This is a genomic window from Burkholderia sp. Ax-1719, assembly GCF_011753055.1.
Lineage (GTDB): Bacteria > Pseudomonadota > Gammaproteobacteria > Burkholderiales > Burkholderiaceae > Paraburkholderia.
Genome location: NZ_VWWJ01000003.1, coordinates 449,225 through 470,755 on the forward strand (window position 1 = coordinate 449,225; position 21,531 = coordinate 470,755).

The 21,531-nt window shown below is 60.7% G+C and carries 23 protein-coding genes, 1 tRNA gene and 2 rRNA genes; 17 read left to right on the forward strand and 9 right to left on the reverse strand.

The features are described 5' to 3' along the window. The first annotated feature begins 57 nt into the window (after positions 1 to 57). Positions 58 to 1,776 carry a glutamine--tRNA ligase/YqeY domain fusion protein gene (locus F3J17_RS09465; RefSeq protein WP_167056568.1) on the forward strand — a complete coding sequence of 573 codons (1,719 nt, stop codon included), beginning with the start codon at positions 58 to 60 and terminating at the stop codon, positions 1,774 to 1,776. 69 nt (positions 1,777 to 1,845) lie between these two features. On the opposite strand, the gene F3J17_RS09470 is transcribed toward F3J17_RS09465, so the two are convergent. Beyond that, entirely contained in the window at positions 1,846 to 2,298 is a 453-nt protein-coding gene (locus F3J17_RS09470) for an NUDIX hydrolase (RefSeq protein ID WP_167056571.1), read from the reverse strand. A gap of 7 nt (positions 2,299 to 2,305) precedes the next feature. Next, positions 2,306 to 2,692: a hypothetical protein gene (locus F3J17_RS09475; protein WP_167056574.1), complete on the reverse strand. Its 387-nt coding sequence runs from the start codon at positions 2,690 to 2,692 to the stop codon at positions 2,306 to 2,308. Between the two features lie 229 nt (positions 2,693 to 2,921). Here F3J17_RS09475 and F3J17_RS09480 point away from each other — a divergent pair, with 229 nt between their 5' ends. Further along, positions 2,922 to 3,176 carry a hypothetical protein gene (locus tag F3J17_RS09480; protein ID WP_167056576.1) on the forward strand — a complete coding sequence of 85 codons (255 nt, stop codon included), beginning with the start codon at positions 2,922 to 2,924 and terminating at the stop codon, positions 3,174 to 3,176. Between the two features lie 64 nt (positions 3,177 to 3,240). On the opposite strand, the gene F3J17_RS09485 is transcribed toward F3J17_RS09480, so the two are convergent. Beyond that, on the reverse strand, positions 3,241 to 4,614 hold the full coding sequence (locus tag F3J17_RS09485; RefSeq protein ID WP_167056579.1) for a cytochrome c peroxidase: 1,374 nt from the start codon (positions 4,612 to 4,614) through the stop codon (positions 3,241 to 3,243). Positions 4,615 to 4,894: 280 nt separating this feature from the next. Between F3J17_RS09485 and F3J17_RS09490 the strand changes: the two genes are divergently transcribed. From F3J17_RS09490 to F3J17_RS09530, 10 genes are all read left to right on the forward strand, one after another. Next, positions 4,895 to 6,475, forward strand: coding sequence for an acid phosphatase (locus F3J17_RS09490; protein WP_167056582.1), 1,581 nt, complete (start codon positions 4,895 to 4,897; stop codon positions 6,473 to 6,475). Between the two features lie 191 nt (positions 6,476 to 6,666). Then, the gene (locus tag F3J17_RS09495) at positions 6,667 to 7,161 is read left to right on the forward strand and encodes a PH domain-containing protein (RefSeq protein ID WP_167056585.1); all 495 of its coding nucleotides are present in this window, start codon (positions 6,667 to 6,669) and stop codon (positions 7,159 to 7,161) included. Positions 7,162 to 7,307: 146 nt separating this feature from the next. Continuing rightward, positions 7,308 to 7,694, forward strand: a complete 387-nt coding sequence (locus F3J17_RS09500) for a hypothetical protein (protein ID WP_167056587.1) — start codon at positions 7,308 to 7,310, stop codon at positions 7,692 to 7,694. Positions 7,695 to 7,953: 259 nt separating this feature from the next. Then, positions 7,954 to 9,321 (forward strand): integrase family protein, encoded by a 1,368-nt coding sequence (locus F3J17_RS09505; RefSeq protein ID WP_167056590.1) that lies wholly within the window; start codon positions 7,954 to 7,956, stop codon positions 9,319 to 9,321. 74 nt (positions 9,322 to 9,395) lie between these two features. Next, a complete protein-coding gene (locus tag F3J17_RS09510) occupies positions 9,396 to 9,968 on the forward strand; it encodes a hypothetical protein (protein ID WP_167056593.1) in 573 nt (190 codons plus the stop codon). A gap of 92 nt (positions 9,969 to 10,060) precedes the next feature. Next, a complete protein-coding gene (locus tag F3J17_RS09515) occupies positions 10,061 to 10,285 on the forward strand; it encodes a helix-turn-helix domain-containing protein (protein ID WP_167056596.1) in 225 nt (74 codons plus the stop codon). Further along, positions 10,285 to 11,475 carry an AAA family ATPase gene (locus F3J17_RS09520; RefSeq protein ID WP_167056599.1) on the forward strand — a complete coding sequence of 397 codons (1,191 nt, stop codon included), beginning with the start codon at positions 10,285 to 10,287 and terminating at the stop codon, positions 11,473 to 11,475. The genes F3J17_RS09515 and F3J17_RS09520 overlap by 1 nt, the downstream gene beginning before the upstream one ends. Before the next feature lie 745 nt (positions 11,476 to 12,220). Next, the gene (locus F3J17_RS36020; RefSeq protein ID WP_205194695.1) at positions 12,221 to 12,394 is read left to right on the forward strand and encodes a hypothetical protein; all 174 of its coding nucleotides are present in this window, start codon (positions 12,221 to 12,223) and stop codon (positions 12,392 to 12,394) included. A 56-nt stretch (positions 12,395 to 12,450) separates the two neighbouring features. Next, the gene (locus F3J17_RS09525; protein WP_205194696.1) at positions 12,451 to 13,119 is read left to right on the forward strand and encodes a hypothetical protein; all 669 of its coding nucleotides are present in this window, start codon (positions 12,451 to 12,453) and stop codon (positions 13,117 to 13,119) included. A 2-nt stretch (positions 13,120 to 13,121) separates the two neighbouring features. Then, positions 13,122 to 13,415 (forward strand): hypothetical protein, encoded by a 294-nt coding sequence (locus F3J17_RS09530; protein WP_167056601.1) that lies wholly within the window; start codon positions 13,122 to 13,124, stop codon positions 13,413 to 13,415. Between the two features lie 10 nt (positions 13,416 to 13,425). On the opposite strand, the gene F3J17_RS09535 is transcribed toward F3J17_RS09530, so the two are convergent. The 3 genes from F3J17_RS09535 to F3J17_RS09545 form a co-directional block, all read right to left on the reverse strand. Continuing rightward, on the reverse strand, positions 13,426 to 14,109 hold the full coding sequence (locus F3J17_RS09535; RefSeq protein WP_167056604.1) for a hypothetical protein: 684 nt from the start codon (positions 14,107 to 14,109) through the stop codon (positions 13,426 to 13,428). Between the two features lie 246 nt (positions 14,110 to 14,355). After that, positions 14,356 to 14,432: transfer RNA gene (locus tag F3J17_RS09540), tRNA-Arg, on the reverse strand. 124 nt (positions 14,433 to 14,556) lie between these two features. Beyond that, entirely contained in the window at positions 14,557 to 15,387 is an 831-nt protein-coding gene (locus F3J17_RS09545) for an undecaprenyl-diphosphate phosphatase (protein ID WP_027815138.1), read from the reverse strand. A 679-nt stretch (positions 15,388 to 16,066) separates the two neighbouring features. Between F3J17_RS09545 and F3J17_RS09550 the strand changes: the two genes are divergently transcribed. The 4 genes from F3J17_RS09550 (at position 16,067) to F3J17_RS09560 (ending at position 20,289) form a co-directional block, all read left to right on the forward strand. After that, a complete protein-coding gene (locus F3J17_RS09550; RefSeq protein ID WP_167056606.1) occupies positions 16,067 to 16,978 on the forward strand; it encodes an aldose epimerase in 912 nt (303 codons plus the stop codon). 208 nt (positions 16,979 to 17,186) lie between these two features. Continuing rightward, positions 17,187 to 17,936 (forward strand): peptidoglycan DD-metalloendopeptidase family protein, encoded by a 750-nt coding sequence (locus F3J17_RS09555; RefSeq protein WP_167056609.1) that lies wholly within the window; start codon positions 17,187 to 17,189, stop codon positions 17,934 to 17,936. 692 nt (positions 17,937 to 18,628) lie between these two features. Further along, positions 18,629 to 18,937 (forward strand): DUF2288 domain-containing protein, encoded by a 309-nt coding sequence (locus F3J17_RS36210; RefSeq protein ID WP_240160871.1) that lies wholly within the window; start codon positions 18,629 to 18,631, stop codon positions 18,935 to 18,937. Positions 18,938 to 18,987: 50 nt separating this feature from the next. Next, positions 18,988 to 20,289 (forward strand): MATE family efflux transporter, encoded by a 1,302-nt coding sequence (locus tag F3J17_RS09560; RefSeq protein WP_240160882.1) that lies wholly within the window; start codon positions 18,988 to 18,990, stop codon positions 20,287 to 20,289. A gap of 39 nt (positions 20,290 to 20,328) precedes the next feature. Here the strand turns inward: F3J17_RS09560 and F3J17_RS09565 are convergent, their stop codons facing one another. Next, positions 20,329 to 20,499, reverse strand: a complete 171-nt coding sequence (locus tag F3J17_RS09565) for a hypothetical protein (protein ID WP_167056615.1) — start codon at positions 20,497 to 20,499, stop codon at positions 20,329 to 20,331. 142 nt (positions 20,500 to 20,641) lie between these two features. On the opposite strand from F3J17_RS09565, the gene F3J17_RS09570 reads away from it, so the two are divergent. After that, complete coding sequence (locus F3J17_RS09570) at positions 20,642 to 20,815, forward strand: hypothetical protein (protein WP_167056617.1); 174 nt, start codon at positions 20,642 to 20,644, stop codon at positions 20,813 to 20,815. A gap of 210 nt (positions 20,816 to 21,025) precedes the next feature. Here F3J17_RS09570 and rrf read toward each other — a convergent pair. Beyond that, positions 21,026 to 21,139 (reverse strand): 5S ribosomal RNA (gene rrf / locus F3J17_RS09575). Positions 21,140 to 21,293: 154 nt separating this feature from the next. Continuing rightward, positions 21,294 to 21,531, reverse strand: a 23S ribosomal RNA gene (locus F3J17_RS09580); the annotation flags it as partial.

Here is a 21,531-nt window from a genome sequence, read left to right on the forward strand (position 1 = left end):
TCACCTGCCGACAGGCTGGCCACTTGCATCGCGCCCTCGAACGACTTCCCTTTTCGCATGAATACCGAACGTAAAGACGCCGACCGCACGGACGCGCCTGCGGCATCCAATTTCATCCGCAACATCATCGACGACGACAACCGCTCGGGCAAGTGGGCGCAGCGCGTGGAAACGCGCTTCCCGCCTGAGCCGAACGGTTATCTGCACATCGGCCACGCGAAGAGCATCTGCCTGAACTTCGGCGTCGCGCAGCGCTATGACGGCGTTTGCCACCTGCGCTTCGACGACACGAACCCGGAAAAGGAAAGCGTCGAATACGTCAATTCGATCATCGACGCGGTCACCTGGCTTGGCTTCGAGTGGAAGAAGGAAGAGAAGGAATACCTCTTCTACGCCAGCGACTACTACGACAAGCTCTACGAATTCGCCGAACTGCTGATCCAGCGCGGCAAGGCTTACGTGGACAGCCAGTCGCCGGAAGAGATGCGCGCAAACCGCGGCTCGGCCACGGAAGCAGGCAAGAATTCGCCGTTCCGCGATCGCTCCGTCGAAGAAAACCTCGACCTGTTCCGCCGCATGAAGGCCGGTGAGTTCGAGGAAGGCGCGCACGTGCTGCGCGCCAAGATCGACATGGCCGCGCCGAACTTTAATCTGCGCGACCCGGTCATCTACCGCATCCGCTTCGCTCACCACTATCGCACCGGCGACAAGTGGTGCGTGTACCCGATGTATGACTACACGCATTGCATTTCGGATGCGCTGGAAGGCATCACGCACTCGCTGTGCACGCTGGAATTCGAAGATCACCGTCCGCTGTACGACTGGGTGCTCAACGAACTGGCCGACGCCGGCGTGTTCGCGCGTCCGCTGCCGCAACAGATCGAGTTCTCGCGTCTGAACCTCACGTACGCGATCACCAGCAAGCGCAAGCTGCTGCAACTGGTGACCGAAAACCACGTCGATGGCTGGGACGATCCGCGTATGCCGACCATCGTCGGTGTGCGTCGTCGCGGCTTCACGCCCGATGCGATCAAGCTGTTCTGCGAGCGCATTGGCGTGACCAAGGTCGATTCGTGGATCGACATGAGCGTGTTCGAAGGCGCGCTGCGCGACGATCTGGACGACAAGGCGCCGCGTGCGACCGCCGTGCTCGATCCGCTCAAGCTGATCGTCGACAACTATCCCGAAGGCCAGTCGGAACTCTGCAGCGCGCCGGTGCATCCGCATCATCCGGAGCGCGGCAACCGCGAATTCACGTTCTCGCGCGAACTGTGGATCGAGCGCGAAGACTTCCAGGAAACGCCGCCCAAGGGCTATTTCCGCCTGTTCCCGGGCAACAAGGTGCGCCTGAAGTACGGCTTCGTGGTGGAATGCACGGGCGCAGAGAAGGACGCCGACGGCAACATCGTCGCCGTGCATTGCAACTACTTCCCGGACAGCAAATCGGGCACCGAAGGCTCCAGCAACTACAAGGTCAAGGGCACGATCCAGTTCATCAGCGCCGACAACGCCGTGCCGGCCGAAGTGCGCCTTTACGACCGTCTGTTCCGCGAAGAGCAGCCGGATGCGGGCGGCCGCGACTTCCTCGAAGCGCTGAACCCGGATTCGAAGCGCGTCGTTCAGGCGTATGTCGAACCGGCCGCGCGCGAAGCCGCGCCGGAAGACCGCTTCCAGTTCGAGCGTCATGGCTACTTCGTCGCCGACCGCTACGACTCGAAGCCGGGCGCACCGGTGTTCAACCGCATCGTCGGTCTGCGCGACAGCTGGGGCAAGTAAGCGCCCTGCCCGCATCGCCGAAAGTCAAAAAGCCCTGCAATTGCAGGGCTTTTTCATTTGCGCGCCGGATTATTCCAGGCGCTCGTGCAACTCCGCCAGCGAGAGCGTGGTGTGGAACAGACGCGCGAGACTACGGCTCGCGTACTGATCGACATCGGCGGGCGCGGTCCAGCGCCACGCGTCCATCTCGGGAATCATCACACCGTCATGGCGGCGCGGAAACATCGACACACACACGCAGCGCGACACATCGAGTTCGCTCTGCAGCGCGCGCGCCGCGAACAGATGCAGATCCTTGTCGCGCCGATACGCGAAACGCCCGAGATCGAGCAGACGCGCCTGGTCGATGGCGATGCCCGTCTCTTCGACCATCTCGCGCAGCGCGCTCTGCGCCTCGGTTTCGCCGGGCTCGCCCTGCCCCTTCGGAATGTCCCAATGGCCGGTGCCGGTTGCATGAGCGAGCAGCACGCGGCCCTGCGCATCGAGCAACACGATGCCGCATGAAACGATCTTCCCTGTCACTGCGCCCTCAATGCTTCTTCTGATAGACCCAGTCGCCCTCGCCGACGCGGCAGAACTGCGGGCGCACCGTCATCGACTGGCCCTTGGCGTTGACCACCACGTCCGAACTGCGGCAGGTCTTGTCGCCGTCCTTTTCGGTCTTGGTGACCGTGATGGTGGCGTCGATCTTCACGCTGTTGCGCAGCCCGTCGTTATTCCAGTTGACCGTTTCGCCGTCCTGCTTCGTGGCGACCGCTTCACGCACGGCATGCGCGAGCGAGTTGTAGTCGGCCTGCTTCATCCACGAGGCCGGCGTGTCGGTGAGAAAGTTAAGGTTGGCGGCCTGCGCGGCCGGCGCGAGCGCCACGACGCACGCGGCGGCAAAGCCGGACAGAACACGGGACAAGGTCGACATTCGAACGTTCTCCTGGAAGGGCAAAAGGGCGGCGATCTCTTCGAAACTTCTCGAAAAGCATAGCATGCGCCCTATTTTTGCCTTGCGTGTCTGGCCAGTTCCGGCCCGTGCGGCGACGCGCTTTCCTGGTGCGATTGCGCTTTTTTAGGATTGCTCCGATGGAGCGTCTGACAGCGGGAACGTAGCCTTGCACTGTCATCTGCTTATGCACGAACAGGAGGTTCCCGTCATGACCTACGCCATCGCCCTACGTATTTTCGCCGTCATGCTCGCTCTGCTGTGCATCGGTCTGATGTCGCTGATTGCCCACCACACGGCAGCGCCCCGCGCCGACCAACGCGTCGATCAACCGGCCGCGCACTTCGCGATCCGCTTCGACAACGCCCCGCGCTGGCCCGAGACCGTGCTGCGCGGCGGCACGGTCTGCCTGCTCGTTTCGTTCGTGCTCCTCACGGCGACCTGCCTGCTGATCGCGGGCATCTGAGTGCGCATCAACGCCCCCATCAACGCCCGCATCATCACCGACCAACCGCGATGCCCGTGCGCGATCAATGCGCCGTCGGCTGCCATCCGTCCGTCAGCGTGCCGAGGAAGGCGATCACATCCTTGATTTCGGCTTCGGTATAAACCGGCGCGTCGCCGGGTTTGCGATCGAACGGTGCATCGGTATTCAGATTGGTCCAGTACTGACGCGGCAGATCGTCGAACTTCTGCACCCGCCCCTTCACGACCGGATAGAACTCTTGCGGATTCGTGTCGCGGCGCGAATAGAAGCGCATCACGTCGTCCAGCGAGTGATAAATGCCATTGTGGAAGAAGCTCTTCTTGAGCGTGACGTTGCGTAACGTCGGCGTGCGGAACAGACCGCAAAACTCCTCGCGATGATCGAGGTCGGTGCGCTCCGGACCGCACGCGCCCAGATCGAAAAAGCGCGGATCGCGATTCACGGCAAGCGTGCGATTGCGCGGCACGCCCACCGCGATCAAACCGAAGTCGCTGAACTGCGGCGGCGAACCGTCCTTGGCGCGCTGGCTGATATGGCAGCTCGCGCAATTGCCTTTCTTCTCGTCGTTGAACAACTGCAGTCCGCGCAACTCGGCCGCTGTGAGCGTGGCCTTGCCGCCAAGATACGCGTCGTATTTGCTCGAATACGGATAGAACACTTCGGGCGCCTGCTCGAAGGTTTCGAGCGACTTCAGCACGGCCTTGAAGGTCGCGTCCTCGTCGTCGAAGATGTGTTCGCCGAAGGCCTCGCGAAATGCGTTCGCGTAAGGCGCCGTGCGCACAGCCGCCGTGACCTTGTGCGGCGTGCTCGCCATTTCGAACGACGAGAGCAGCGGGATACGCGCCTGGTCCGCGCCGTGATCGACGCGACCGTCCCACGTGAGACCGCCGGTCGGACCGGCATCGACGCTTTCATCGCCTTCGTCGTCGGAGTCGTGATAGTGCTCGGAGAACGCCGGCACCGCCTGCAGATACTTGAGCGTGGGCACCGCGCGCATGCCGGGACGGTGCATATCCGCGCCGCCGATCTGCACATCGAGCGCATTGGTGGGCGTGAAAGCGCGCTCAGGGCTATGGCAGGTCGCGCACGACATCTTGCCCGAACCCGATAGCGACGGATCGAAGAACATCTGCTTGCCGAGCGCCGTCATGCGGCGCACCTGCGCGTAGACCTCTGCGCGCGACTGGCCATGCGTTGCCGCCGCTTGCGTCGAAATCTTCATCAGCTTCGCGCCGTTACTGCGGTTGGCATTCGCATCGCGGGCGCTCGCGCCGTTCGCTGTGCTCGAGCCGTCTGCCTGCGACGTGCCGCCGTCGCACGCTGCCAGCGCCGCCAGCGCGAGCGCCGCCAGCATCAGCCGCGCCGAGCGCGCGTGAGTCCGAATCCGCGTCGGGCGACGCGCCAATCTACGCAACATGAACTGATCCCCGGAACAGGGCGGCGCGCGCGACCCAGCGCGCTTTCACCGCGATTGCCGATGCGCATCGTCACGCATCGAAGTCGCGAAAGCGTATGTCAGCGATGTGACGATTGCATGTCGTTACGTAATGTTTCAGTCATGCAATTACAGGGATAGAAAAAGCTAAATGTAATTAATTACACATAGCTGTCAAATTCCGTTGAGACACTTCGCCTCGCCCAAAAGGCAGGCGCTCCTTTCGCGCCAGCTCCGGGGACCCCAACGCGAGAGAGAAAAAATGATCAAGAAAAAATGGTTCTATGCGACGCCGATCGCAGCAGCGGCAGCGGCCCTCGCCGTCGCGGCATGCGGCGGCAACGACGTCAAACCCGGCCTGGCGTCGGTGAAGAACATCGTCGTGATTTACGCCGAGAACCGCAGCTTCGACAACCTCTACGGCAGCTTCCCGAACGCCAACGGTCTGCAGAACGTGACGGCGGCCAGCGCCCAGCAGCTCGACCGCGACGGCACCGTGCTCGCCACGCTGCCGACGGTCTGGAACGGCCTCACGCAAACCGGCATCACGCCCGCCATCACGGCCGCGATGACCGAGAACATGGCGAATGCGCCGTTCGCGATCGACGATCCGAAGGGCTACAACGTGCCGCTTTCGACGACGACGCGCGACCTGTATCACCGCTTCTACGAGAACCAGATGCAGATCCACGGCGGCAAGAACGACATGTTCGCTGCCTACGGCGATTCGGGCGGCCTCGTAATGGGCCACTACACGACCAGCGCCGAAAAGCTGCCGCTGTGGAAAATCGCCCAGCAATACACGCTCGCCGACAACTTCTTCATGGGCGCGTTCGGCGGCTCGTTCCTGAACCACCAGTGGCTGATCTGCGCGTGCACGCCGTACTACGCGAACGCCGATACGGCTGCTGCCAAGCCGGCGATCTCGACGGTGAACGCCGATGGCGTCTCGCTCACGCTCGCCTCGAACTCGCCGGCATCGGCGCTGACCGGCGTGCCGAAGTTCGTGAAGTCGGGCAACCTCACGCCTGACTTCTACGCCGTCAACACGATGCAGCCGCCGTATCAACCGAGCGGCAACGCAGCAGCCTCGGGCGGCGACGCCAACCTGGCCGACCCGGGCAACGCCTCGACGCTGCCGCCGCAGACGTCGCAGAACATCGGCGACCTGCTGTCGAACGCGGGCGTCACGTGGGCGTGGTACGGCGGCGCATGGGGCGCAGCCGTGAACGCGGTGAAGAACAGCACCACGAACGTGATCTACGGCGCGAACATGACGGCGCCGAACTTCCAGCCGCACCATCAGCCGTTCAACTACTTCACGAACTACGCGCCGGGCACCACGGCACGCACGACTCACCTGCTGGACGGCGGCATGGACGGCAGCGAGTTCATCAAGGCGATCGACGCGGGCACGCTGCCGGCCGTGTCGTTCTACAAGCCGCAGGGCAACCTGAACGAACACGCGGGCTACACCGATGTGGCAAGCGGCGACCAGCATATCGCCGACGTCATCTCGCATCTGCAGAAGAGCCCGCAGTGGAAGGACATGGTCGTCGTGGTGACCTACGACGAAAACGGCGGCTTCTGGGATCACGTCGCGCCGCCTAAGGGCGACCGCTGGGGTCCGGGCTCGCGTATTCCGGCGCTCGTCATCTCGCCGTACGCGAAGAAGGGATTTGTCGATCACACGCAGTACGACACGACTTCGATTCTGCGTCTGATCACCCGCCGCTTCGCCCTGCCGACGCTGCCGGGCCTGACCGCTCGCGATACCGCGCTCAAGAGCAACGGCGGCCAGGCGATGGGCGATCTGACCAACGCGCTCGATCTGAAGCTGTAAGCCGACACGGCCATCGACGGCTGGACATCAGGGTGCGTCCAGTCTTCTCTCAGGCAGCCTTCGGGCTGCCTTTTTTTGTTCCAACGTTGTTTGAAGGACGCTTCGAACGCGACTTTTGACCACAGCTTTCAATCCGCTCCATCACCTAAGCTCAATTTAGTTGCTTAGGCAGGTTTTGATGGAGGTCAAACATGAGACGCGTGGAATCGACATTGCCGCCCGGCGAGCGGGTCGTTTATGAGGGCCATTTGAGCATGTGGGCCATGGGACCGTGGCTGACGCTCGGCATCGTCATGATGGTGTGGGGTGTGCTGGTGGGTTGTCTCGGCGATGCGGCTTTTTCTGCTGGGTTTCTCGCTGTGTTCCTGTTTGGCGGCGGGCTGCTGATGTTTGGCGTCGTGATCGCCCTGCTGCTGACGACCCAGCTTGCGCTGACGCGCAGACGGCTGATCGCCACCTTCGGGATTTTCAGACCGCGCAGCGTGATGTTCGACCTGGGCGAAGTGCGCCGCGTGCATGTGCGCCAGGGGCCGATGGGCGGAATTTTCGATTACGGCACGCTGGTGATCGGGCGCGGTTCGGCGCCGGCCCTGCGGATCGCGGGGATCGAGAAGCCCTTTACGTTTCGCGAGCGGCTGGCCAGGCTGCGCGACGCGCTGGCGTTGCAGATGAAGATGGCGGCTTGAGCTGCTTGAGCACATTGAGTGCATCAGGCGATGGCGTTTCGCGACGCTTTGCGCGATCAACAACAGAAAGCCCGCAAAACGCGGGCTTTTTTCGTGCGCCAAGGCTAATCTAGCGGCTTTTCATAAAACCGGGGAAGCAGGTCGTAATGAAACACATGGTCGCGTTGGGAGCCATTCTTGCCGTCACGTCAGCAAGTCCGTCATTTGGCCAGAGCGTGAATGGCAAGCCCTGGCCAGCCCAACAGTCGGCGCAGTGCGCGGCCATCAACGACGAAGCCGCCAGAGACAGCGTCCCCGACGAACTCGCGCAGTCCAGCTATGTGGTCACCGGCGTGGGTCGCCTGCAGTTTCTGTATGCCCCCGCAGACGAATGCGAGATGAAGGGCGTGTTCGTCATCCCCGGAGACGAACTGATTCCCCAGGATGACTATGCGGATTTCACATCCGTCACCTATGTGAACCCGAAGACCGGCGAGAAAGTCACGGGATGGGTGGAACGCACGCGGCTCGGAAAAGGCACGAAGCGTCCGTAAGGCTGCAGGAAAGCAAAAAGCCCGCAAATTGCGGGCTTTTTTCGTTTGGCGCGACAGGAGGGGCTCGAACCCCCGACCCTCGGCTTAGAAGGCCGAACAAAATTGCATTTCTTGCGATTGATCATTGTTGAAGAAACACTACAAATCTTTGTTTTATAACGAATTATAAGGAATTCACCTATTTCATTCGGTTGATCAAAATTGATCGATTGCCGTAGAATTTGCCTACACAGTGCCTACATGAAGGCAGGCAATCGAAATGGCAACAACCAATCTCACTGCGGCTCGCATCGCGGCCTTTCGCTGCGAACCGGGCAAGACTCAAAGCATCCTCTGGGACGCGAAGACGCGCGGTTTCGGCATCCGTGTAACAGCCGCTGGTACACGCTCCTACATCGTTGAGAGCCGTCTGCATGGCAAGACGATCCGCTGCACCATTGGCGATCCTGGTGCCTGGACGCTCGAAGCAGCCCGCCAGCGGGCGGCTGATCTGCGTGTGCTGATCGACAAAGGCACTGATCCGCGCGAGCAGGAAGCGCAGCAGCGCGCCGTTGCTGAAGCGCACCACCTGGAAACGCGCCGCCAGGAAGCAACCGTTTCCGATGCCTGGAGCGAATATCTGGAAGCCCATCGGCCCAAATGGAGCGAGCGCCATTACGTCGATCACGTCAATCTCGCGCAGGCTGGCGGCGAGCCGAAAAAACGCGGCAAGGGCCTGACCGTTCCCGGTCCGCTAGCCCCTCTCATGAAGCTTAAACTGGTTGACTTGACTGCTGAGACAGTGGCTAGCTGGCTTAGCGAGCAGTCGGAAACACGGCCAACGAACGCCGAACAGAGTTATCGCAAATTGCGCGCGTTTATCCGCTGGTGCGAAGACCGCAAGGAATACAGCGGTGTCGTTCCCGCTAACGCGTACAGTGCGCGGTCTGTGCGTGAAGCCGTGCCTAGACCGAAGGCGAAAGATGATTGCTTGCAACGCGAGCAACTGCGCCTTTGGTTTGAAGGCGTGCGCCGGATTGCGAACCCCGTTATTTCAGTTTACTTGCAGGGGCTATTGCTAACCGGCGCGCGTCGTGAAGAACTCGCCGCCCTTCGTTGGGACGACGTGGATTTTCAGTGGGGAAGCTTGCGCCTCGCCGATAAGGTGGATACGGAAACGGGGCGAGTCATTCCACTGACGCCCTACCTTGCCTCGTTGCTCCTGGAATTGAAGCGGCTTAACGAGACGCCGCCGAATGTGCGTCAGATGCGAAAGCTCGTCGCTAACGGAGAAACCTGGAAGCCATCGCCGTGGGTCTTTTCGAGCAAGACGGCAGCCGATGGCAAGCTGGCGGAGCCGCGCATTGCACATCACAAGGCGCTTGACGCAGTAGGCCTACCCCGGATGAGCCTGCATGGCTTGCGCAGGTCATATGGGACGCTGGCGGAATGGGTGGAATGTCCAGTAGGTATCGTCGCGCAAGTTATGGGGCATCGCCCTTCCGCACTTGCCGAAAAGCACTATCGCCGCCGCCCGCTTGACCTGCTGCGTATGTGGCACACGAAGATTGAAACGTGGATGCTGGAGCAGGCAGGCATCGAGTTCAAAGCCACTGGAGCGAAGCCCGGAATGCACGCCGTGAAATAATCGCCGGAAGTGGCGGGACGCATCGCGAGGACGATGCGCTCCGCCTCACCAAAGCTGCCTTGACGGAGGTCGCGATGGCTGACAGCAATGATACTGCGCCCCGCACGGGCGTACTCACCGTGCGCCTGCCAACCCCACAACGCCTCCTTAGCGTCGCGGAGGTGCTGGACATTCTGACGGCTGAGAATCCGGGACTTCGCATCACGTGGCGTGAACGGCTAACCGCTGCAGTTGGGAGCGATCAACTCCGAATCAGATATGCAAGCGGCCTTACCGTGCTGCCTGGAACGGTAGGCGCGACGTACAACATGGGCACGCATTTTCTAAGTGCAGACGTGGCGACATGGCTGCGTGCCGAAGGTTGGGCCGTGACGGTCGCCAAAGTTGACACCACCCTATCAGGCGAAACACGCCCTCTGCCAGCGCAGAGGTTTCAGGAACAGGAAATCTTGCGAGTGATTCGCGAACTCGGCCTAAATCCTTTGGCGCTTTCACGTGAAGCTGGCAAGAAAGGCGCAAAGGCCGAAGTCCGCAAACGCCTTCCGTTCACCGTAAGCATCTTCAATGGAGCCTGGGCGCGTCTGCGCGCCACAGGTAGCATCGCTGACGCACCTAAGCCGAAAATGGGCTCTGACAATACAAGTTGATTTATACAAGACACTTGTAGTGCAACATAGTTGACCGTCTTAAATGAGCATCATCGATCAATCTCCGCGCTGCGCGGGAAAAGGAAAGGACGATGCTCACCCCTCAATCAACCGATGCATATGATGCCGTGCTCATTGCACGCGGCATCGAGCGAAGCCTCACTACCGAAGAAGCCGCCGCCGCGCTGAATCGTAGGCCGCAGACATTGCGGAAATGGGCCTGCCTGGAAAATGGCCCAATTCGTCCCGTCCGCATCTGTGGTCGGCTGGCGTGGCGCATTTCCGATATTCAACGACTTTTGAGCGAGGGCGCGTGATGGAACGCGCCGCCGTTGTTTCCGCAGCGGAACCGCCCGACGATGCAAAGGCGCTTGCTGCTGCGCGTGATGGTTTCTGGGCGCGCTGGGACGGAGAGGTCCCACCGCAAGCGACTTCGCTACGCAAAGGCAACCAATCACGGAACGAAGACGCGGTGCAGCTTCTCTGCGCAGCGGACGTGAAGCCACAGCCGATCGTGTGGTTGTGGCCCGATTGGTTGCCCGCAGGGAAGTTGACGGTTATCGCAGGCGTCGCAGGTAGCGGCAAGACAACGCTCGCCCTGGATTTTGCAGCCGTGATCTCGTCCGGTGGCAAGTGGCCTGACGGAAGCGTATGCGCACATCCGGGCAAAGTGCTGATCTGGAGCAGCGAAGACGATCCAGCCGATACGCTGGTTCCACGATTGATGGCTGGCGGGGCTGCTCTGAGCAACATTCACTTTGTGCGCAACGTGGTGAAGCCGGATGGGAAACTCATGCCGTTCGATCCGGCCCGTGACACGGCGTTGCTGAGTGAGCGACTCGCAAGCATGGAAAACGTACGCCTGCTGATTGTCGATCCGATCATGAGCGCCGTTGGTGGCGACGCACACCGCGCCAATGATGTGCGCCGGGACCTTCAACAGCTAATCGATCTTGCCATGCGCTACGACTGCGCCGTAATCGGCATTTCGCACTTCTCCAAAGGAACGCAGGGCCGCACGCCAGCGGAGCGCGTAACCGGCTCTCTGTCATTCTCGGCAATCGCCCGCATGGTGCTGGTGACCGGGCGGGATGAGAGCGCGGAGCGGCGCGTTCTGGCGCGGGCTAAAGCGAACATTTCGCGCGATGACGGCGGCTTCACTTACACACTGGAGCAAGGCGAGACGCTACCGGGCATTGTTGCAAATCGCATTGTCTGGGGAGAACGCATCGAGGGTTGCGCTCGCGATATTCTGGGCGACGTCGAGAACGACCCGGAAGACGATGCGCGCAGCGAGCGCGACGAGGCCGAAACGTTTCTGCGGTCGCTGCTTTCGAATGGGCCACTGCCGGTCAAGGAGATTCAGGCAGAAGCTCGCGGAGCAGGTCATGCGTGGAGGACGATCGAACGTGCGAAGCGCGAACTAGGTGGCGAAGCACGCAAGACGGGATTGAACGGCGGGTGGGTCTGGTGTCTGCCGGGTGAAGACCGCCAGCATGAACGTTAAGGCCGCCAAGCAAGTTTTCGCGGCGGCCTTCGGAGCGTGTGGCGGTCTTCAGCATCTACGCGGGTTTGCGGCGGCTTTGGAGTAACAAAAATCAATCACATGGTCGAAGACCGCCACGATGCGTTTGTGGCGGCGTTTGGGAAAACGATGTGATCTAGAGATTGGCGGCTGCACCGATGGCGAACCACAAGCGCACTCGTTGGCATCGTAAGCGGGCTTCGGGTCCTTCCCCACCGCAATTGCCATGCGGGCTCGAAGATGCGTGAAGTCACTGTAGCTATGAGCATCGAAAGGTGTCCGCATGGCGCAAAGGTACGCATTGATCCGGGCGCGTAAAGCCTTGCGGCGCGGGCCGCTCGCCGAAGCAACCCATGCGGACCTTCATGCGTATGTCCCATGACAAATGCGGACTTTTGGGGCGTTCGCGCGGACACCCCAAGGAGCATGATGCAGATCAACGCCAGCTATACTTGTGCTCAATCGCGTGCTCAACGCTGTAGCCGCGTGCCTTACATTTATTGTTGCCGCCGGTGTTCGGCGGTTCAGGCTTGGCGGCCTGATGCTTAGGGCGCGCGCCTGCTCCGGTAGGCGTCGCGTTAATTGCTGCGCGTCTGTTTCGTCAATGGGCGGGCCGTAGCAGGGAGACGCGCGAGCGTCTGCCGGTCCCTAAGCCCGGTCCGCCAACCTTGCTACTGTGCCCGCTCACCCTCATGCGTTGCGGGCACTTTCACAAGGAAGGCACGCAATGAGCAAATGTCAGCAAGATAAATCCGCTCAACCACAGCGGCGCGTTTTTCCAAACGACTACACCCGCGAAGACCTTATTGCAGAGCTAGTCTTAACAGGGGCCGAAAGCTACCGTCAGGCCGAGCAAATCGAGACGCTTCTGCGGCGCGTGCGTGAATTAGAAAGTCAGTAGCGAACGCACAACAACGCTTTATAGCTACCAAGCTAGATATCCATGCGGAGACAACTTTGGATAAGCCATCTACGTCACGTTGGAAATTCAGCATTACAAACAAGAGCAATGGACAAGATCTGACCGCAGAGTTCGAAGCGATTACAAGCCTTTTCGGTTTGGAGCAAATTGCTCCCGGCAGATACAGCCGTCTATTGCTGATGACGTTATATGGCGGGCTGAAATCTGGAACGGTCGATCCGAATCGCGTTGTATATGAAATTGAAGCACTGGAAGGCTTAGGACCTGCCAGCAAGACAAAGCCCCCGACCCAGAACAAGCATCCGCCTCTTAAGGGGTTGTGGCACAAGCACTATCAGGAGCCAGGCATCCCGTCGATGGGCATGAATGTCAAGAAGGGGCTAAGGCGTTATGGCATCCCTTTCTTTGAGCAGAAAATGCGAGAGGCCGAAGCGGCGGGAGAAGTTCGTGCCGTGCCGCTAGAGGACGTGGACGCTATCGTTGGCGATATTGTGGCTGGCAACTTAAAGCGACTGGCTGATGAACAGGCGATGACGGGCGAGTGGTTAATCTATGCTCGCCACGAAGATCAAAATTATTATCTGTGCATTGGCACGCATCATGAAGAGACGCATTCGAACCTCCGGCAATTGGTTGATGCGATTTGTTGCGAGGACTTCCCGTTCCTCTCGAAATTGCTGGATGACGCTGCTAGCGGAGGCTAGAAATGATTGAATGGCTTGGTCTTGCGTACACCATCGGCAAGGACTTGGTGAGGGGGCTGATGTGGGAAGAGCAGGAAAAACTAGTTGATGGCGACTGGTTGCAAAAATCAGGGTTCGGTGAGGAGGCAAGAGCCAAAGGCGTGGACCTCTATTGGAGTAGGCCCGATAGAGTTGCTACGCGCGAGACCGAAGGCTGGGCTGTAATGTACGCTGAAGATGCAAAAGCGGGTGTCCGGTACAAGCTAGTGCGCTACGATGGCACGACGCTAATGGGGCGTTCCCCAAAGGCTGAATGACCGGAGTTGGTCAGAGCGAAGCTGTATGCTCCAGCGCCGTGTCGTAAAGGAAAATCTCACCGAACGAATGCTCGGGCAGTTTGTCCTTGACGTTCCTAACGAGTGCATCCCAATCATCCTGGAAGCACAGGTTGCCTAGAGAGCAGGCAATCACCAAAATCGTTCCATGCGGATAGTTTTTCTCTATCTTTTGGGATATGCGCCTAAGAACAACCTCACTAAAGCTTGCCGCATAATCGGTACCACTGTATCCGACTGGCTCCGAAACAATTTCCCTTGTTTTGAGTCGCTTCACACCGTCCGGGCTGAAAACAACCCCTTTTTGTGTAAGCAATTCTCGGCAGAGGTAGTCGTTTGCGTGGACGGCGTACGTCACCTCAAGGTAGGTTCGGGGTGGGAAATATCCCATATCCACATAGTCGCCCCGCTGCTCTAACTCAGCATCGAAAGGTTGGTTTCCTTCTACCCATCGAACCGAAATGTACCGTCCTGGCCGATAGCGCGTCTGGACGAACTTACATATTGGCAGTAGCTCTTCTATAAGCCTTTTCTCGGCAGTGGTCGTACGCATTCGCAGCCGAATCTTTCCTTCGTCCGCTTCGCGGATTCGTTCAAAGACGTCGTAGACGCGTCGGCAGAACTCCAAGCCGTCAAGAGCAACATTGTTTAGTTCGGCGAAGGTGGGAACACTCATTTGCGTCCTTTTCCGATTGGCTACGTTGTCTGCTGGCGGCTCGTTCGAAGAGTGAGTATAGGACGGGTGCGGGTGCCTCGCGTTGCCTGAATTACCTGTGCAACGATGGCGCTTCGATGAGTTTGCCAGTCGCAAATTGATTCAAACGCAGGTGCTTCGTTCTCGATTTTGCCTACACAGTGCCTACACGCATCCCAGAAAGCAAAAAGCCCGGTCACATTAACCGGGCTAAGTGCTTGATTCTATTGGCGCGACAGGAGGGGCTCGAACCCCCGACCCTCGGCTTAGAAGGCCGATGCTCTATCCAGCTGAGCTACTGTCGCGTGGGAAATCTGCGTGTTTCGCGCCAGGCGTTGAAACTTCAACACCCCGCGGACAACGACGGGCGTGGATTATACCGCGATCGTCCGCGCGCCGTGGCCGACTCCTACGCGACAGCTATCTCCCTCAAACCGGTTGCGGATGCATCACGAACCAGCCGAGGAAAATCGCGCCCGCGATCACGCAGTACAGACCGAACGACGCCAGACGGCCGCGGCCTTCGAAATAGCGCATCAGGAATTTCACGCTGAGCCACGCGGCGATGCCGGTCAGCACGCCACCGACGAGCGCCGTCGTCAGTTGATCGCGCGCATGGAACAGCTTCGGCAGTTCGAGCACGCCCGCAGCGAAGATGATCGGCGTACCGAGCAGGAACGAGAACTCGGCGGCCTTTTCGGTCGTGAGACCGGCAGCGTTACCCGCGATCATCGTCAGGCCGCTGCGCGAGAAGCCCGGAATCAGCGCGCCGATCTGCGCGAGGCCCACCAGAAACGCCTGGCGGAACGTGAGCTTTTCAGGTGCGCGATGCGCGCGCGCCTGTTGCAGACGATCGCCGAACCACAGCAGCACGCCGTTCACCATCAGCGCCGCGGCGACGATGCGCAGGTCGTGAAAGATCGCTTCTATGCGCTTTTCGAGCACGAGGCCGACGATGCCCGTCGGGATCGTGCCGATGATGAGCGCCCACATCATGTGGCCGTCGTCGTTCTTGCGGCCGCCCAGCGACGCGAAGAAGCCGCTGATCAGCGCGACCCAGCGCGCACGGAAATACCAGAGCAGCGCAACGGCGGTGCCGAGGTGCAGCGCGACGAGGAACGGCAGCAGTTGCGGCGCATGCTTGTCGATATGCATGCCGAACAGCGCCGGCACCAGCAGCGTGTGACCAAGACTGCTGACGGGAAAGAGTTCTGTGACGCCTTGCAGCACGCTCAGAAACAACAGGAACGAGAGACTCACGCGGGGGATCCTCGGAAGGGTTTGGACGGGAACGCCGGACCATCGCGCGGACGGCGCGGCAAAGCGCCCCGATTATGCCTGGCCCGAATTGCAGCGCCAAGCTTCAAGCCGCATTTGTCGGAAAAGTTACCGCATCGCAACAAAATAAGGCTGCGCTAAGCGAGACGCGTGTAGAGGCGAAAGCGGTGGGAAATGCCCGGCAAAATGCCGATGGCCGCGCTCGGGCGGCCTGTTTCGCAGACAGGAGGGATTCGTGCGGAAGCCGGCACGGAAACCGGCGAAAGGCGATAGAAAGTTAAACGGCCAGCGTGGCGCTGACCGCATCGGCTAGCGCGTCAGCACGCGTATCTAGCGCGCCATTTTGTAAAAGAAGTATGCGCTGCTTCCAATGAACAGGCTGAAGAGTCCCATTCCCATGGTCATTGCGAGATCCATCTTTGCGCCCTCCTTCTTCATGGCTGCGTTGCTTCATCAATGCTACATATGGAAACGTGCGGTTACGCACGGTCACACATTCGTAATGGATTATGAGCGCGGCCTTTCTCAAGCGACACCCACGATTTCCCGACGAGGGTTTTCACGCATCCGAAAGCAGCGCACAATCCCCGGGCGCCCTTCGGAGCGCGTTTCGCTCGATTACGCTCCCGCTGCTCCTTCAACCTTTTCGCGACGTCTCGACATGGAAAACCGTCCTCCGCACGACATTCTCGAACTCTCTAGCGGCGCTTCGACGCTGCGTTTTGCGCCTTGGGCAGGCGGTCGGCTGCTGTCGTGGCACGTGGGCGGCGACGCCGTGATCCGCTGGCCGGAGAACGCCAACTGGGACCAGCCGGCGCGGGTGCGCGGCGGCAATCCGTTGCTGTTTCCGTTTCTCGGACGTCATTTCGTCGATGGGCAGATTGGGCGCTGGCGCGATGCGCAGGGCGTGGTGCGCGATCTGTCGATGCATGGGTTTGCGCGCGACCTGCCCTTTACCGCCGAGGTCGATCCTGACGGTCGCGGCGTGCGCATGACGCTCACGGATACGCCCACGACGCGAGTGGGCTATCCGTTCGCGTTCCGCTTCGAAGCGCTCTACCGTCTCGCGGACGATCACGCGCTCGACGTCACGCTCACAGCCGCCAATACGGGCGATACGCCGCTGCCCTGGTATGCGGGCCATCACTTCTATTTCGAATTGCCGCACACGCAGCGCGCGCAAAGCACGCTGGAGATGCCGCCCGCGCAGCGCCGTCACCAGTTGCCCGACGGAGCGATCAGCGCGCCGGAAGCCGGCGTGACGCAATACCGTCTGGACGATGCGGGCATCATCGACCGCTTCCATGTGCTCCAGCCGACGCCGCCGGCAACGCCTGTGCGACTCGTCACGCCGGGCCTCAAGCGCGCCGTGACGATCGATCTCGACCGCCCGGATTCGCTGCCCTGGTATGCCGTGACGACCTGGACCGAGGCCGCCGATTCCGACTTCTACTGCGTCGAGCCGTGGCTCGGCCTGCCCGATGCGATCCACAACGGTCTGGGTCTGCGCTGGCTGGCGCCAGGCGCGACGGAGTCCGCGACGCTGCAGTTGCGCGTCGAAACGCTGGCCTGATGGGTTGATGATGGGCCGCTCTGCGGTCACTCATCGCTCACCAACCGGCATCTCGGTGTTGCCGCGCGGACGGCGAGGTGACGCGATGTGTCCGGCGATTCGTCGGTTGATAGCGCAAGCCCTGCGTCAAACCCGCTAAAATCGGACGTTTTGCCGTCGCGGCGCCCGCTTCCGGGCAGCCGCCGGCTGCGTCTAGCGAGGTCCAACGTTGGGAAAGGAATTCACCAAAGGATTCAAACGCTTTACTTGCCGTTTCGCATGCGCGACGCTCGTCGCACTGCTCGCTGCATGCGGTTCGGCGCCGGTTGGCCCGGGCTTTTACCGCGTGGAACGCGGCGACACGCTCTACAAGATCGCGCGCAGCAACCGCCAATCGGTGTCGAGCATCGTGCGCTGGAACAATCTGTCGAATCCGGATGCCATCGAAGTCGGTCAGGTGCTGCGCGTCTCGCCGCCGGCTGGTTCGTCGGCCGGTTCGTCCGCGGGTGCGCAGCGCACGGTGCCGCGCGCTTCGTCGTCGGGCTCCGCCACGGCATCCACGCCGCGCGATAGCAGCACCGATACTGCAAGCGCACCGGCGACTTCCGCCACGCCGATCTCGCTGGTCTGGCCGAGCGCCGGTCAGGTGATCCGCAGCTTCGACGGTCGCGACTCCAAGGGCATCGACATCGCCAGTAGCGCGGGTACGCCGATCGTCGCCGCCGCGCCTGGCACCGTCGTCTACGCGGGCAACGGTCTGCGCGGCTACGGCAATCTGCTCATCATCAAACACGAGAATGATTACCTCACGGCCTATGCGCACAATCAGGCGCTCTTCGTGAAGGAAGGCCAGGCTGTTTCGCAAGGCCAGAAGATCGCCGAGATGGGCAGCAGTGACAATGACCGCGTCATGCTGCATTTCGAGCTGCGTTATCAAGGCCGCTCGATCGACCCTGCGCGCGATTTGCCGCCGCGCTGATCGCCGTGCATCGAAGGGTTCATCGCATAGGCAATGAAGCCCTTCGATCTCCGAAAGAAAAAAAAGCCCGGCATGGCGCCGGGCTAACGGGGGTTTGGCGCATATCGGCAAAGGACCGGTTTACCATGCGCCGAATGGCAATCTATCAACGGCCCCCCCACGGCGCAATCACTTAATTGAGCGGAAAATGTGACGCGGCGCACGGTTTGTGTACCGTAACAATTCCCGATGTTGAATCGTCGTGCGGACATCGCCTTATTTGCGCATAGAAATACGCATTGCAGCGCGCTTTACGCAATCACTGGAAATCGTCGCAAACGCTTATGGGGCGGGCGTTTCAGCATGATTGCAAAGTTCCCGCGAAGAGCGCGTGGGAGCGCTTTCTGCCGCGCCGCATCAGGCTTTTACACACACTTGCGCAGCGTCTGTCATTTAGTGTGCAAACGCACGTATGAGCGCAATTATCGGCGTGAGTGGGATTTTTGAAACACCCGAATTGCCACTATCGACGGCGTTTTAATGCGTGCTTTGGCGGACTTTTTCTAATGCTTTATTTGTCCGATTAATTACGCCCCGGCACGCGACGCATCCGATTTTTCGGCGAGATGAGTTGCGCTCGACTCACCTACGCCCTCTCCTTACCGATGCGGCCTATCGTTTATAGTATCGGCCGCACCTTCAGGCCCAGAATCATGACTACCGACGACGCTACCCCCAGCTCCCTCTACGCCAAACTGCTCGGTGAAACCGCTAAGATCGACTGGCAGGATCTCGAACGATTCTTCGCTCAGGGCAAGCTGCTGTCCGTGGCGCGCGATCTCGATCTCGTGAGCGTCGCCGAAGCCATCGCCAGCGACGACGGCACGCAGGTCGCGCAATGGCTGTCAGCAGGCCACGTCGAGCGCATGCAGTCCGAAACCGCCGCCGACTACGCCGCGCGCAAGCCCGAACTCTGGGCCGTCGTGGTCTCGCCCTGGGTCTGCGTGCAGGAACGCAGTTGAGCGGCGCTCAGGCGCTGCCGACAGGCGGAGGCTGGCATCGGCGCGTGCTGATGCTCGCGTTTCCGATCGTTCTCGCGAATCTCACGCAACCCATTCTTGGCGCCGTCGATACCGCGGTCGCCGGGCATCTGGGCAGCGCCGCGGATCTCGGCGGCGTCGCACTTGGCGGGCTGTTCTTCAACTTCGTGTTCTGGGGCTTCGGCTTCCTGCGCATGGGCACGACCGGGCTCGTGGCCCAGGCGCATGGCGCTGGCGACCTCGCCGCCCTGCGTCTCAATGTCGTGCGCGCTTTGCTGCTGGCGTTCGGCATCGGCGCGCTGATTCTGCTCGTGCAGTCGCCGCTGATTCGCCATGCGCTTGCGCTTATCGGCGGCAGCGAGGAGGTGCAGCGCAACGCGCGTCTGTACTGTCATGCGCGGATCGGGTCGGCGCCGTTTGCGCTGGCGAACTATGTGGTGCTGGGCTATCTGCTTGGTACGCAGCGCGTACGGATTGCGCTCGCGTCGCAGTTGCTGATCAACGCCGTCAACGTGATTGCCGTGCTCGCATTCGTCTATGGCTTTGGCTGGGGCATCGCGGGCATCGGCGCGGCGACGGCGACCGCCGATGCGGCGGGCTTTGTGTTCGGCGCAGCGGTATTGTGGCGGTTGCGTCCGCGCGGACTGGCTCCGCTGGCGTGGCGCGCCGTCACGGAAGCGGCCGCACTCAAGCGCCTGGTGGTCATCAATCGCGACATCTTTTTGCGCACGATGTGCCTGCTTGGCTCGTTCGCGTGGTTCGCGCATGTGGGCGCCCGACAAGGCGACGCGATTCTCGCGGCCAATGCCCTGTTGCTGAATTTCCAGACGTTTATGGCGTACGGGCTCGATGGGTTCGCGCACGCTGCGGAGGCGCTGGTTGGCGCGGCTATCGGGGCGCGCGATCGTCATGCGTTCCGGCAGGCGGTCAAGGTCAATCTGCTCTGGTCCGCGTTGGGCGCGCTCGGCTTCTCACTGGTTTATTGGTACGCCGGCGCCTGGATCATCGACAAGCTCACAGACCAGGCCTCGGTGCGCGCTGCCGCGCTGGCTTTTTTGCCTTGGGCGGCGCTCTCGCCTCTCGTCTCTGTGTGGGGCTTTCTGCTCGACGGCGTCTTCATCGGTGCGACGCGTACGCGTGAACTGATGCAAGCCATGGCCATCTCTCTCGCTGTTTTTCTCGCCGCTTCTTGGGCGCTCGTGGGGCCGTTCGGCAACCACGGTCTCTGGGTCGCGCTACTGATCTTCATGGCGTCGCGCGGACTCACACTGATGCCCCTGCTTGGGCGCGTCACGGGCACGATCACGCCGCTGGAAGCGCAACAGGCGCCCTGAGGCGCCTGTTTTTCTGCCGGGCTCTATCGTTTTATCGCGTTATTGCGCCGGCTGCGGTGCGTCGATCATCGTGGGCGGCCGATCGTCAGTCGGCACGCCGTGATAATCAGGCGGATCGTGAGGCGGCGGTCCGTGATGCTTGTTCGTTGTATCGTCGGCGCAAGCGGAAAGCAGCGCGACCATTGCAATGGCCAGCCAGGCTCGTGACATCAGCACAAACTCCTTCAGAAAATGTTGCCGCGCAACAGTCTAGCGGTTGTCCGTGTGTTCCGGCAGTTTGCCGACAGCGGTATTTTTTCTCGCCTTTTGCTGTCCTAAGATAAGGACATGGCTGCGAACCAAGGAGGCTGCCATGGATGCCGAAACTATCGCGGGACTGATTGGTCTGGCCGTTGGGCTGTTGGTGTTGCTGGGTTTGTCGATTTTCGAATCGCGAGCCTATCGCCAGGAACATAACGGCGAAGGCATGATGCACCACTGGCTGTCCGCGCATCACGTGCTGGATCGCGTGCGCCGCAGGCACTGAGTTGCCTGGGCAGGAACCGCGCGCTGGGGTTTCTGCGATGGTGTAGGGAATTGGATCGGCGGATTTGATCTGCCGGCGGCAGCTTATGCCTTCACGCTCGACACGAAATTCGCGTTGAGCGTGGCTTCTTCGTATTTTTTCAAGCGCGTAAACGCCAGAACCCCGGTTCTCTTGCGGAGATACCGGGGTTTTGGACGTACAGCATAAGGAGCCTGACGATTACCTACTTTCACACGGGCAATCCGCACTATCATCGGCGTGGAGCTGTTTCACGGTCCTGTTCGGGATGGGAAGGGGTGGGACCAGCTCGCTATGGTCATCAGGCATGACGGGTTGCTGCGTCGCGGTGTTATCGCGCCACAGCCAATCGGGAAGAAGCGTAAAGAGTGTGTGTTGCTGAATTGGGGTTGTGTTGTTTCAGGCACAACACGTGATCTCAACCGTATGCTGCACGAATCTGCAGAAACATACCTGTTATAGGATCAAGCCTTACGGGCAATTAGTATCAGTTAGCTTAACGCATTACTGCGCTTCCACACCTGACCTATCAACGTCCTGGTCTTGAACGACCCTTCAAGGGGATCTAGTCCCCGGGGAAGTCTCATCTTGAGGCGAGTTTCCCGCTTAGATGCTTTCAGCGGTTATCTCTTCCGAACATAGCTACCCGGCGATGCCACTGGCGTGACAACCGGTACACCAGAGGTTCGTCCACTCCG